Source organism: Mojavia sp. (assembly GCF_059505145.1).
In genome coordinates this window covers 106665-119610 of record NZ_JCACKA010000048.1, presented here as the reverse complement: position 1 = coordinate 119610, position 12946 = coordinate 106665, and the positions used below count along the sequence as shown (strand labels likewise).

The window sequence follows — 12946 nt, the reverse complement described above, 5'->3', positions numbered from 1 at the left end:
AACGCTTTTTTAATGTTGCTGCACCCTTATTAATACATTATTTTTTTCTTGTCAACACTTAGTGCTAAATATTAGTTATTGTCACTTTAATATCTTCAGTAACCTACAAAATTGAGAACTGAAGAGAAATTTCAGGATTGACAATCTAGGACATAGCACTGGAATATATATTGTGCCCATTTTTTAATTTTTCACCGAGAAAACCACAGCATAGCACCAAAGCTGGAGACATAGCAAAGATTACATATGTGCGATCGCACATAATTTTTTAGGGCAATTAAGTCAAAAATGTAAATTCTCTTAAACTTTAAATTTTTATTTAATAAAATGAAAACACCATTTGTCATATCAATAATTCAAAGAGTTGTTGATAAAATAGGAGCAGTGCTTATAGTAGATCCAGAATGTAAATTCGTTGGACACATTACTTTTAAAAATGGAAATAAAACTGTTTTTCGTTCTACCCAATTTAATATCAATGGTTTCGGTTCAGCAGAAATAGCAAAAGATAAAGGTAGCGCTAGTTTTTTTCTGAGGCACTTTGGATATAAAGTTCCCGAAGGAAAGACGTTTTTTAATGACCAATTGTGTAACAAAATAAAAACGCTCAGAAATACTGATGATGGTTTTTTTTATGCTAAAACTTTAGGATTTCCTGTAATTGTTAAGCCGCTGAATCTCAGTCAAGGAATATTAGTTACTAAAGTTTATAATAAACGCGAATATTATCAAGTAGCTAATAAAATATTGCGAATAACCGCAGGGTTTATTGTCGAGAGGTTCCATAGCGGGAATGACTATAGAATCGTAGTACTAGATGAAGAAGTTCTTATAGCTTATCAGAGGATTCCCTTATTTATAGTAGGAGATGCCAAATCTAGTGTTTTAGAACTTTTGCATAACAAGCAAGAAATTCTTAACAAAACTGGTAGAAGAATTATAAATTTTGATGATTTTAGAATTAAAAGAAAATTGCAAAGGCAAAAACTAACTTTTGATAGCGTTATACCAAAGGATAGTATTGTTTATCTTTTAGATAATGCAAACTTATCGAGTGGAGGTGAAGCAGTAGATGTAACTGAAACTATCCATCCAGATTTTAAAAAATTAGCCGTCAATATTACAAAAGATATGGGGCTAAGATTAGCAGGCGTAGATATTATTACCAGTGATATAACTATGCCAATGATAGAGTATACCATTATCGAAGTGAATGGCTCTCCTGGCTTACTTAACTATGCATCATTTGGGGAACTGCAAATTCAGAGAGTAGAAAATTTATATCTCAAACTCCTGACAGCGCTGGAGAAAGAACACGAAAATAGGCCTTGCAGAACAGTGGGGTAAGCTGGGAAGCAGGGCTAAAAATTTTCTGGCGTTGCAAAATCATCCCGCTTTCTCTGCAACGCCCATAAATAAATTGTATTGGTGCGTTAAGTGCTGCTTTAACGCACCGCAATCATCTGCAATATTATTGCTGTTGATATAATTACCAATCTTTACCCAATAAGGATTCAAATTCAGCTTGTAAAGCCGTGAAATCCGCTACTCTCGCTACTATTAAATTATCCTTGCCAGCATCACTTAAACGTGTTTTCCAATAGCGAATGCTTTCGGCATTGTTTAACCAAAATTGAATTACTGTGTCTACCACTTGATCAAGATTCCAATTCCACTTTGCTGGAACTGTTTCTACAGATTCTAAAAATGCATCTAAAGTGCAAGTAGGCGTTCCCAGGTATTCCACTCCTTTTTGTTGTGGTTGATGATTAAAATACTGTAAAACTGGAGATACCCCTATGATGTCAAAAGTGTATTTCATTCCAGTCCTCTCAATTGCTAATCAGTTACATGGAAGCTTTAGCTTAGTATGATTAATTATATTTGAAAGTCTACTTAAATGCCATCCATAAAAAGTACAATATCCGCTTATATCAGAAGTATTAAACTTCAGTAACAAATTAGCACTTGCCTCGTTTGAGTGCTAATTTTTAGTTAATTAACTGTTGTATTATTAAATAGTTTCAAGCATTAATTCATGGGTGCATACTATTTTTAATAATTTCTTAATTTTCTCGCTTACAGATTTAAAGGGTGAAGTGGCAGCTTTAGCTGCTGCCTGCTTATGGGCTGTAGCTTCGGTGGTGTATGGTCTTTTAGGGCAACGTATTCCACCAATGCAGCTGAACTTGATTAAAGGAATAATTGCGATCGCCCTCTTGCTCCTAACAATTTTGCTCAGTGGCGAACTGTTACCGAAGCTTTCCCCCTTACCTGTATGTCTACTCTTCCTCAGCGGTGCTGTAGGCATTGGCTGGGGTGATACAGCCTTCCTTGCTGCCATCAATTATTTGGGGGCGCGTCGCGTTTTACTCTTGGGAACACTTGCGCCACCAACCACGGCGATCGCGGCAATGATTCTTCTCAAAGAACAACTCAATGTCAACGCTTGGTGTGGTATTATTCTCACAATTTTGGGAGTAGCTTGGGTAGTAACAGAGCGAATCCCAGGTACAAACGAGGTTAGCTCAACGCACCTATGGCAGGGAATCGGTTTTGGTTTGTTAGCAGCAATCACAAACGCCGCTGGAACTGTGATTTCTCGTATGGCATTTGCGACTGGAAGCGTTACACCGTTATGGGCTGCCTTATTGCGATTAATTGCAGGTGTGTTAACTATCTTAGTTTCGGCATGGTTTTCTAATCGTAGGGAAACGGCATTTTCCTATCCCTACTGGCAATCAAAGCGTATAATTTTAGCAAGTTTTTTTGCTGCCTTTTGTGGAACCTTTTTAGGAATTTGGTTGCAGCAGATAGCAATTAAATTTACTGCGGCCGGAATAGCCTCAACATTGTTGCAAACTAGTCCATTGTTTGTGATCCCCATCGCTATGCAGATGGGTGAAAAAATCAGCCTCAGAGCGATCGCAGGTGTAGGAATAGCGATCGCTGGAATTGGATTATTATTTTACTTAAATTAAGAATTACGAATTAGTAATTATTCTACCTTTCATGAGTTCCGTTATGACCTGAAAGACTTCATCTGCCGTACATTCGGCGACTGGGCTTATGAATATCAAGGCTTATTTGCCTGGACAGTAGAAATCTGGAGTCCGCAGCGTCAAGCTGGAATTACTGAGTATCAATATATAGAATGGCAGCGGGAACACCCCCTAGAAGACGACTTGAAACTGCTACGTTGGAGCGATGAAAAAACTCTGGAAATCGGTAAACTCCGTAAAGAGTTAGGACAATTAGAAGGATGCGCCTACAAACCCTCTGCTCCTACTAGGGGGCAAAGTGACTCTACCAAAGATAGGGCAAAGGTGGAATGGGTGGTACGTGCGCCTTTAGGTAGCAAAGTTAAGCTATTAGCCCGCCATGAAGTGCAGGAGTTGTCCACACTGAAGTGATATTAGGGTGATTTGAATTTTTTTGTTTTATCTGCCACAGTCTTGTTTTTTACTCAGCTTAATTGGCGATCGCTCTACAAAGATACACCCAATGATAGACTCCTGGTAACCTTAGCTAATTATCTACAACTGATAATATAAAGTAAAGGTTGAGCAAATTTCCATAAGATAATCAATAGATAGTTTATTATCTGCTAACACCTAGCATCAACAAATTATTGTGTAATTGCCAATCGTAGATTTTGGTATTTTAGACATTAAATTTTTTCTTGCTCAGATAATAATCTCAGCAAAGCCAATACCAGACACAAATATTTGGCTAATCATGCTAAAAAATCACAAATGCGATCGCCGTTTTAGCGTCTAAAGCTTTTCAATTCACGCCCATGCTCACCTATTCATCACTGTAGTCAACTATCTAAAGTGTGAAAAAACAAATATCAAAGTATAGCCATTAGCTAGTTGTGTGAGTGAGGTTAAAGATGAAAAATGGTAACTGTATGGAAATTACACTTTCTCCTCTTTCGTGACTAGACTCATGCTATTCAAGATTGATGTAATTAAGCTTTTTCAAGATGCTAAAACGGTTACTAAACACTACTTTTGCAGCTACCAGACTGCAATCCTAAAACTGATTAAGCCATGCGTTTATAGTAATTATCTTGATTTTTGACGCCAAGCAAATCACCATAGCAGCCTTCTCTGTCTTTGGGGTTATCTCTGGTTATTTAAACATTGAACTTTCACAACCCAATTAAGGCTGCTATATGCGGCAAACATTTGAAGAAACTTTATAAGGCGCAAGGGCAGGTGGCTATAAATGCAAATTTTTTGATTTTCAGGATTGAACACTTCGCATTCGTAGTTTTTATGGCGAAGCAAACCCGAAATTATTTGAATATGTGTGCCCACTCAACCTTGCATACACCAGTTTTTAACAGTCAATCAATGAATTGAGAAATGGCTCTACTTTTTTCTGGAGGATATTTTCATGTGTAGTTTCTTTCGTGGATCGTCAGTAAAGAACAGTTTCCTAGCTTTGGGAGTGATAGCTGCTACATTAAGCCCTATTGTAATTTCTACCCGAGCTTCAGCTCAAAATACTGTTCCAGGTACAACTGAATCGCCAGGTACAACTGAATCGCCAGGTACAACTCAAACACCAGGTACCACTCAAACACCAGGTACAACTCAAACACCAGGTACAACTCAAACACCAGGTACCACTCAAACACCAGGTACAACTCAAACACCAGCTACAACGACAAATTTGTCTGATGTTGGCTCAGATTACTGGGCTAGTCCATTCATTCAAGCCTTAGCTCAAAGAAACGTAATTAGTGGCTTTCCTGATGGCAGTTTCAGGCCGAATCAGGCTGTGACTCGTGCTGAATTTGCCGCAATGATTCAAAAAGCCTTTAACCAGAACCCAACTCGGCAATCACAGCAATTTTCAGATGTTCCGTCTAACTTCTGGGCAGCTGCTGCAATTCAGGAAGCATACGAAACCGGATTTATGTCAGGCTATCCGGGAAACGTATTTTTGCCCAATCAACAAATTCCTAAGGTACAGGCGATCGTTGCTTTGACCAGCGGCTTGGGTGTAACTAGCACCGATGCTGCATCTAATGTGTTGAGTACCTATTACTCAGACGCCACAGCAATCCCAGACTATGCAGTTAATAGTGTGGCAGCTGCGACACAAGCCAATATGGTTGTCAACTATCCAAATGTCAGACAACTCAATCCGCAACAACCTCTAACTCGTGCCGAAGCCGCAGCACTTTTATATCAAGCTTTAGCCAGACAAGGACAGGTGCAACCAATTGCTAGCAATGCCCCAGCCGCTACTTATATTGTTGCAGGTAGTCCTACTGGCACCACGCAACCTACTGGCACTGACATCGTTTCCTTGGCTGCTTCTAGCAGTTCTTTTACAACTCTGACTTCTTTACTAAAAACAGCAGGTTTAGCAGATACCTTACAACAAGCAGGCCCTTACACGGTTTTCGCTCCCACCAATGAAGCATTTGCTGCTTTACCAGCTGGCACTTTAGAGCAGTTACAGCAACCAGAAAACAGAGAAACATTGATTAAGATTTTGAGATATCATGTGCTGCCTGGTCAAGTAACATCTACTCAACTGTCAACTGGGGAAGTAAAAACGATTGAAGACGCATCAGTCAATGTTAAGGTTGACACCGCCACCAATCAAATTGCAGTCAACGATGCCAGAGTTATTCAGGCGAATGTCCAAGCTAGCAATGGTGTGATTCATGCAATTAACCAAGTCCTGATACCGCCTAACCTGACTAGCCAACAACCAGGCGATACTAATCAAGGAGAAACTACTGATGGTGTTACGCCAGGTAGAGCTACTCGCGGAGGCTCTAGCTATATAGGGGTTGCTGGTAATATTGGTTTAACAGGTGATACCTCCTCCTTGGGCGAAGGTAACATTGCGGTGATCAGCAAAATCGGGTTGACACGTAATATATCAGTGCGTCCGTCAGCGATTTTTGGAGACAATACACTGGTTCTGGTTCCCTTGACGTTGGATTTTACTCCACGCGCAGCAGATGTGGACGTCGTACAACCGTTCCCAATATCTCCTTATTTAGGCGCTGGCGTAGCTATTGACACTCAGGATGATGTCGAGCTTGGTTTGCTGCTAACTGGCGGTATAGATGTTCCTTTAGGCGGTAATTTTACGGCGAATGGTGCTGTAAATGCAGCTTTTTTGGATGACACTGATGTCGGGATAGTATTGGGGGTTGGCTACAACTTCAGATAGTAAGAATTTATTGTCTTTTGTTTGTAAATAAATGGGTAATGGGTAATTTGTCAAACCCGTTACCCATTCATTATTTGTTAGCAGCAACGCAACATTGATAGTATAAGTATTCAAATCAAACTGTGATTAATGAGATGCTTGCATTCAACGCTAGGATGGCTGGCTGTTTCTTGGCGCAACTTTTGGAGAATCTCAGGCTCCCGCGGCGAAACTGATAAAAGATAGCTGTAGAGTTGGTTATCAAGACCAATAGTTCGTTTTGACATCGTGAATTAAAAAATTCGAGTCCATCAACCGCTATACTATCGCTGGAGAGTGCTATATAAGAAATAACATGGTGCGGCTAGTGTTGACGGCTTTACTGGTGCTATTGACAGCTTGTGGTAGTATTGGGCTGCTACCAACTAACCAGTTAGTGCAAAAAGCGATCGCACTTCAGCTAGAACAAACTCAACAACAACTTAGCCAAAAGCTGGATCTAGATTTCCAAGGATTTGATATCAAACGGTTAGCAATTACCGAGCAAAAACCCCTAACGATTCAAAGTTTGCCAGCTTTCCGCGTGCGGGGAACCTACGACTTGATTATCAAGCTACCAAAAAGACGCTTAACGCAACTGCAACAACCGTTTGATGTTTATCTGCAAATTCAGCAAGAAGGTAAAACCTGGCGATTGCTGTTACCTGAAAGGGGAAGCAAAGATACTCAACCAATTTGGCATAGCTATCTTATCCCATAGCTATATGTGCAACTAGAAAAACCATCACAACTATTTCCGTATAACTGCCCAGGTTAGCCATGATCGAGGTATGAGCTTTACTGGGTACAGGGCAAGATGTATATTAACTTTTTCATCAGTTCCATTGTCGGAATTGTAGTGTTGGTACTGGCAGCTTTTGGCTTATTGCAATGGTTACATATACCTGCTGGTAACTTCCTTGATTGGGTAATTGCTGGTGCAAGTTTTTGGTGGCTATTGGTAATTGTTACCGTACCTTGGAATGTGCATTTTCAGGCGAAAGAAGTCTTAGCAGAAGCGGCGCAGTCGATAGAAAAACGAATTCCTGTAGATGAAAATCAATTAAAGTATGTCAGAGTTTTAGCCCAGCGATCGCTCTGGGTTGCCATTGCCTTACATATATTTTCAGCCGTTGGTTTGTATACACTCGCGGCTACTGGCATTAGTACTGTAGGATACATCAGTTCTGGTGCAGCTTTGTTATTAACTATTCTGCGTCCAGCCATTCGTGCTTACGAATATTTATATACGCGATTAACAATGATTCGCCAAGAATGGAAGTATCCCCGTGAAGATATTGTGGAACTCCGCGATCGCTTCTTTGATTTGGAACAGAAAGTGCAGCGCTTAGAAGAACAACTTGATGCAGAACAACCCTACTCAATTCCTACAACTCAACAAAGATTTAGTGAAGAGACTCGCAGAGACTTAGCTAGAATAAGCGCTAATTTAGAAGAATTACGTGCAACAAATCAAACTGAACATGAAAGGTTGGCGAGGGAAGCCAGAACTGCGATCGCTCAACTTTCTACTGATGGGCAATTTCTCGATCATGTCCGCGAAATTATCCGATTTTTTAAATCAGCTTAATCAACACTTATAAAAGTCCTGCTGACTCATACAATCGTTGCACCATAGCTTTAATCCTCGCACCATAATCCAAATCTCCCGACCAGCGCCCTGATAGCTGCTCAATTAATGGGGCAATACCGCGTGTAACGAAACGAAATCTTGGATCTACAACTTCGTTTACTAGAGGTTCTAGACTGGCGTAAGCTTTCAAATGTTGGATATGTGCCCTCACACCAATTCTGGCACTTGGAAACGATGCTGCCTGTGTACTACCACCAATAGTCCCTAAACCTGCAAAGTTATTTTGCTCAGGTCTAATATCGCCGCCAAAGCGTAAAAATCCAGTTTCTACACACATTTGGCAAAAAGCAATATCATAATTTATTCCCTCTATACTTGCTTCTTCTCGATAGAGTTTCGGCAAGTCTGGAAACTGCACCAAGGCGTTTTCATTGTTATTTCTCAAGAAGAGCTGCAATTGCACTTCTGAGGTATTACCATTTGATACAATTCTGTCAATCTGACCAGAGCAGACTACCAAATTTGAACGCAATTTTACAGTGCGGCTTGCAGCATCCCAGTTAACAGAAACATTAAAATCTCGTAATTCTATTGCTTTGACATATACTACTCTGCGATAGGTAATACGGCGGACATCCGGCGATTTTGATAAATCAATTCGTAAGCGATCTACTAAATCAATAGGAATGTAAGCATTACCATTAATAAGTATTCCTTGTTCTGAATAATTTTGCCCGTTAATGTTAATATTAATCGCTGGATAATTTGGGTCTTGGGGGTTTCCTTGGCCGGGGTCAATGACGCGGCTCCAAGATGCTAGTCCATCCGCAATTCCTAAAGCGAAATCGCGGCGGCGAGTTTGTAGCAAAGAGCGATCTTCAGGACTGCTAAGAAAACCTACTTGCATTACCAAAGCAGCGATCGCTGTTTGGCGGCAAAATATTAAACGTCCTAATCCACTATCTGTATCTGGCTTGACTCCCCGATTGGGCAACTGGGGTACGCGGCGCAACAATCCCGTCAGCACAAGTTCAGCATTGCTTCGGCGCTCATTATTGCTAGCAATGTAGAAAACGCTAGCCCCTCGCACATTTGGACTGCTGGCCGCATCAGCATTAATTTCTAACGCCACATCAGTCGAACGACCACGGGAATTGATCCAGGTGATAGTTTGGGCAGCACTTAAATCATCAGGAACTGACAAAACTTCAAAACCACGCGCTCTTAGTTCTGTTACAATCAAATCCCGCAGCAGAATCATTTCTCTAGCTTCTGTTGTACCACCTGCGATCGAGCCTGGATCTATTCCTCTGGCTTCTTTGCCTCCGTGAGCAGCAGAAATAAAAATACGCCCCATCTTCAGTATTTCCTCGTATAAAATTAAGCGTAAGCAATCCTATATATCATTCTTGGTTGAGCAACAACAATATAATAGCCATAGGGATTGGGGACTGGGGATTGGGCATTGGGGATTGGAAGCAAGAATAATTCCATTAATTCTCCCCCATGCCCCTTTCTCTTTTACTCAGCACTCAGCACTCAGCACTCAGAACTACTAATATGCAAATTCCCCGCTTGCACCCAGACACAATTGAGGAAGTTAAACAACGTGTTGACATTGTAGATGTGATTTCAGAACACGTAGTTTTACGCAAGCGTGGTAAAGATTTTCTTGGTTTATGCCCCTTCCACGATGAAAAAACTCCTAGCTTCACTGTCAGCCAGACCAAGCAAATGTACTACTGCTTCGGCTGTCAAGCTGGAGGAAATGCCATAAAATTTTTGATGGACTTGGGGAAGCGCCAATTTCCTGAAGTGGTGCTGGATTTGGCACGGCGTTATCAAGTACCAGTGCAAACCTTAGAACCTGAACAAAGGCAAGAATTACAGCGTCAGTTGTCTTTGCGCGAACAGCTATATGAAGTTCTCGCTTCAACGGCGCAGTTTTATCAACATGCTCTGAGACAATCCCAAGGACAGAAGGCAATACAGTATTTACAGCACGATCGCCAACTCCAATCAGAAACAATTCAGCAGTTTGGCTTAGGTTATGCTCCCGCTGGTTGGGAAACGCTCTATCGTTATTTGGTAGAAACTAAGCACTACCCAGTGCAACTAGTAGAAAAAGCCGGATTGATTAAACCTCGCAAGGAATCGGGTGGTTATTACGATGTGTTCCGTGATCGCCTGATGATTCCCATCCGTGATGTACAAGGGCGAGTAATTGGCTTTGGTGGCAGAACTCTGACTGATGACGACACTTGCTTCAACGGGGGGAACCCCCGCAACGCAGTGTCTCAGCAGCCAAAGTATCTCAATTCCCCAGAAACCGAACTTTTTAGTAAAGGTAGAACATTATTTGCCCTTGACCAAGCCAAAGCTGGAATTTCCCAACTCGATCAAGCTGTGGTAGTAGAAGGATATTTTGATGCGATCGCCCTACACGCCGCCGGAATCACTAACGTTGTCGCTTCCCTCGGCACAGCCTTAAGCTTAGAACAAATACGGCTGGTATTACGTTATACCGATTCTAAGGAACTAGTTCTTAACTTTGATGCCGATGCTGCGGGAACCAATGCCGCAGAACGCGCGATCGGCGAAATCGCTGAACTGGCATATAAAGGCGAAGTCCAGCTCAAGATTCTTAATTTACCTGATGGCAAAGACGCTGATGAATACTTGCATAGTCATACACCAGAAGATTATCGGGAATTATTAGCTAATGCCCCACTGTGGTTAAATTGGCAGATTCAGCAAATCACCAAGAACCGCGACTTGAGACAGGCTACTGATTTTCAGCAAGTAACTCAGCAGGTCGTCAAATTACTGAAAAATATAGCTAACAGCGATACGCGAAATTATTATGTTTCCTACTGTGCTGAAATACTCAGTTTAGGAGATACCAGACTTATACCCCTACGAGTAGAAAATCTATTAACTCAGATTACTCCTGAAGCTGCCTACTCTAAGCCTATGCCAGGGAGAAGAGAATGGCGTAGTGGTAGGTATACTCCTCACTCAGTCTCCAGTACCAAATCTGCAAGCCCAACTACTGATCGCGGTCTTTTAGAACTGGCAGAGGCCTTATTGCTGCGAATTTACCTACATTGTCCCGAACAACGTCAGGCTATTGTGGAAGCGCTAGAAGAGCGAGATTTACAATTTAGTCTTTCCCACCACCGTTTTTTGTGGCAACAAATTGTAGAAGTTTCAGAGGGGATAGAAGTAGATTTAGTTTCAAGTTTGCAAGACAAATACTCAGATTTTCCTGAAGAAATGGGGTTGGTGTCCCATCTGTTTCATCTCAATGAGAAAAGCCAGAAAGAAATATTGCGTACCCCCCAAGTAATTCAAGCAGCGCTAGCTTGTATGGAACGAGTAATGCGAGAAAAGCGGTATCGCCACTTCTGGGAACTATGGGAACAAACTGATGAAAAAACTGAACCAGAGCGATATGAATATTATGGTAAAGCTTTTGAAGCGGAAAAGCGGCGGTGTCTGGAATTAAACGAACAGCGGAATTTTTCTATAGAAGAATTGCTGAAATTTAGTTATTAAGACAATCGTTTATAGCGGTTTCTAGCTTGCTGAGGTACGAATTTATCTATGTTTATCTGGAGGACACTACGTTGGGCGGCTCTGCCGACTTGTAGCAAGTGTCCGGTGTCCATCTGTGGTTAATTATTTCTTTCTGTACTTCACTGGGTCGAGGCCGCTATATATCAATACGGTTCAGTTAGTGGTATTCGATTCCAGAAGATCCCCCCAACCCCCCTTAGAAAAAGGGGGGCTTAATTCCCTCCTTTTTAAGGAGGGTTAGGGAGGATCAACTCTTATCTGAACCGTATTGTGCTACATATCAATTGCAGAATTTTTCTTGAACCGATGCAATTTGATAGGCGTTGACAGTTTCTGGCGGTTGATTAATGAGTTACAAAAATCTGCCAACTCGCCTGTAAAGCTTGCTGTATTAGCTATTAATACTTTTATTTCTAATTCATCTATCTAAAGATATAAATACTTACCATCCTACAGATAGGTGTGAGCCAACTCGAAATGTAAACAAGATAGTTTAAGCTACTCTTAATCTTGGCCAGCTAATGCATCAAAAAAATTTCGGCTCTTTTTTAACATCTATTGAGGAGAAAGAGCGGGTATACCACTCAGAACTCATCAGACATGGTGTAAATTATGAAGAAGCAGTACAAGCGGCTAAAATCATAGCTTCTGAAAAGCCAAATGAGCTTTTGACCCCAGAAGAGACAGAACTAGTCAAAGAAGTTTGCACAGCGTGGTTGCTAAAACACAAGAGTTATAAACACTTGAATCCACTTTTAATGAAGTTTAAGCAAGTTGAGTAGACTATCTATCACCAAAATTTGCCGAAACCGATAACGCAGTCTTAACAACCTATTCATTAAAATCAAGCTAAAAATCATTCTGCACTGCTACCCATGTGTAGCAACATTCAAGAGAAACGGTTGTATAAGTAAAATTACAGACATATAGCGATAGGTGACATACTGAGTAAGGTTTGAAAATACGGAAAAATAAGTGGGCGATCGCTCCAGCCCCGCCCCACCAACCTCTTAAAAACTAAAGCTTAAGGGCAAAATAACGTATCACGGGTATCTCTTCCTGTAGTGGGATTAGTACCTTTAGCAACCTGGCACAGCTTTTTTTGCTCATCCGGACGCAGCAGCACATCGGTAAAATCTGCGCCATCAACGATCGCGCCATCAAATTTAGCATTAGCAGCAAACGCACCCTCCAACACCGCATTTGTTAAATTGGCTTTGATGAAGCGAGCTGAATCTAAAGTCGCATTCGAGAGATCAGCTGCCTCAAAATTTGCCGACTCTAGATTTGCAGCAAAAAAGCTGACACCCTGTAAATTGGCGTGACTGAAGTTGCTCTTTTTGAGATTCGCTTTTGTAAAACTAGAGTCTGTTAAATCTCTTCCTACAAAATCAGCTTCTATCAAAATTTCTTTATTGTATTCCAGCGCCAAAGCTGTGGGAACACAACCTATCATTGCTGTAATCCCAACTAATCCCCAAAGCAATACACTGAGTATGCTTGCCCAAATGCGAACACTTAATTTGTTATTCATGCTATTTTTAGCCA

Annotated in this window: 11 protein-coding genes and 1 pseudogene; 8 read left to right on the top strand and 4 right to left on the bottom strand. The window is 41.2% G+C overall.

The genetic code is table 11. From position 1 onward, the window contains the following. Positions 1-327: 327 nt before the first annotated feature. A complete protein-coding gene (locus AC5JL8_RS10140; protein ID WP_495879656.1) occupies positions 328-1347 on the top strand; it encodes a cyanophycin synthetase in 1020 nt (339 codons plus the stop codon). A 142-nt stretch (positions 1348-1489) separates the two neighbouring features. Here AC5JL8_RS10140 and AC5JL8_RS10135 read toward each other — a convergent pair whose 3' ends face one another. Further along, entirely contained in the window at positions 1490-1822 is a 333-nt protein-coding gene (locus tag AC5JL8_RS10135; protein WP_495879655.1) for a hypothetical protein, read from the bottom strand. Between the two features lie 220 nt (positions 1823-2042). On the opposite strand from AC5JL8_RS10135, the gene AC5JL8_RS10130 reads away from it, so the two are divergent. The 3 genes from AC5JL8_RS10130 (at position 2043) to AC5JL8_RS10120 (ending at position 6207) form a co-directional block, all read left to right on the top strand. Continuing rightward, complete coding sequence (locus AC5JL8_RS10130; RefSeq protein ID WP_495879654.1) at positions 2043-2981, top strand: DMT family transporter; 939 nt, start codon at positions 2043-2045, stop codon at positions 2979-2981. 204 nt (positions 2982-3185) lie between these two features. Next, positions 3186-3413 (top strand): DUF8731 domain-containing protein, encoded by a 228-nt coding sequence (locus AC5JL8_RS10125; protein ID WP_495879653.1) that lies wholly within the window; start codon positions 3186-3188, stop codon positions 3411-3413. A 991-nt stretch (positions 3414-4404) separates the two neighbouring features. Next, positions 4405-6207, top strand: a complete 1803-nt coding sequence (locus AC5JL8_RS10120) for a fasciclin domain-containing protein (protein ID WP_495879652.1) — start codon at positions 4405-4407, stop codon at positions 6205-6207. 152 nt (positions 6208-6359) lie between these two features. Here AC5JL8_RS10120 and AC5JL8_RS10115 read toward each other — a convergent pair. Further along, a pseudogene (locus AC5JL8_RS10115) lies at positions 6360-6473 on the bottom strand (SAM-dependent methyltransferase); the annotation flags it as partial. A 68-nt stretch (positions 6474-6541) separates the two neighbouring features. On the opposite strand from AC5JL8_RS10115, the gene AC5JL8_RS10110 reads away from it, so the two are divergent. Next, positions 6542-6946, top strand: coding sequence for a hypothetical protein (locus AC5JL8_RS10110; protein WP_495879651.1), 405 nt, complete (start codon positions 6542-6544; stop codon positions 6944-6946). A gap of 96 nt (positions 6947-7042) precedes the next feature. After that, on the top strand, positions 7043-7816 hold the full coding sequence (locus AC5JL8_RS10105) for a hypothetical protein (protein WP_495879650.1): 774 nt from the start codon (positions 7043-7045) through the stop codon (positions 7814-7816). A 7-nt stretch (positions 7817-7823) separates the two neighbouring features. Here AC5JL8_RS10105 and tftA read toward each other — a convergent pair whose 3' ends face one another. After that, on the bottom strand, positions 7824-9176 hold the full coding sequence (gene tftA, locus AC5JL8_RS10100) for a hormogonium tapered terminus morphoprotein TftA (protein ID WP_495879649.1): 1353 nt from the start codon (positions 9174-9176) through the stop codon (positions 7824-7826). 203 nt (positions 9177-9379) lie between these two features. Between tftA and dnaG the strand changes: the two genes are divergently transcribed. Together dnaG and AC5JL8_RS10090 are read left to right on the top strand one after the other, a co-directional pair. Next, complete coding sequence (dnaG, locus tag AC5JL8_RS10095) at positions 9380-11377, top strand: DNA primase (RefSeq protein ID WP_495879691.1); 1998 nt, start codon at positions 9380-9382, stop codon at positions 11375-11377. Positions 11378-11919: 542 nt separating this feature from the next. Next, entirely contained in the window at positions 11920-12180 is a 261-nt protein-coding gene (locus AC5JL8_RS10090) for a hypothetical protein (RefSeq protein ID WP_495879648.1), read from the top strand. A 242-nt stretch (positions 12181-12422) separates the two neighbouring features. Here AC5JL8_RS10090 and AC5JL8_RS10085 read toward each other — a convergent pair whose 3' ends face one another. After that, a complete protein-coding gene (locus tag AC5JL8_RS10085; RefSeq protein ID WP_495879647.1) occupies positions 12423-12932 on the bottom strand; it encodes a pentapeptide repeat-containing protein in 510 nt (169 codons plus the stop codon). Between the last annotated feature and the right edge of the window lie 14 nt (positions 12933-12946).

Excerpts from the sequence above, each read along its gene's own strand:
- AC5JL8_RS10140 (WP_495879656.1), top strand. The coding sequence starts at position 328 with ATGAAAACACCATTTGTCATATCAATAATTCAAAGAGTTGTTGATAAA.
- AC5JL8_RS10135 (WP_495879655.1), bottom strand. The coding sequence starts at position 1,822 with ATGAAATACACTTTTGACATCATAGGGGTATCTCCAGTTTTACAGTAT.
- AC5JL8_RS10120 (WP_495879652.1), top strand. The coding sequence starts at position 4,405 with ATGTGTAGTTTCTTTCGTGGATCGTCAGTAAAGAACAGTTTCCTAGCT.
- AC5JL8_RS10110 (WP_495879651.1), top strand. The coding sequence starts at position 6,542 with ATGGTGCGGCTAGTGTTGACGGCTTTACTGGTGCTATTGACAGCTTGT.
- AC5JL8_RS10105 (WP_495879650.1), top strand. The coding sequence starts at position 7,043 with ATGTATATTAACTTTTTCATCAGTTCCATTGTCGGAATTGTAGTGTTG.
- tftA (WP_495879649.1), bottom strand. The coding sequence starts at position 9,176 with ATGGGGCGTATTTTTATTTCTGCTGCTCACGGAGGCAAAGAAGCCAGA.
- dnaG (WP_495879691.1), top strand. The coding sequence starts at position 9,380 with ATGCAAATTCCCCGCTTGCACCCAGACACAATTGAGGAAGTTAAACAA.
- AC5JL8_RS10090 (WP_495879648.1), top strand. The coding sequence starts at position 11,920 with ATGCATCAAAAAAATTTCGGCTCTTTTTTAACATCTATTGAGGAGAAA.
- AC5JL8_RS10085 (WP_495879647.1), bottom strand. The coding sequence starts at position 12,932 with ATGAATAACAAATTAAGTGTTCGCATTTGGGCAAGCATACTCAGTGTA.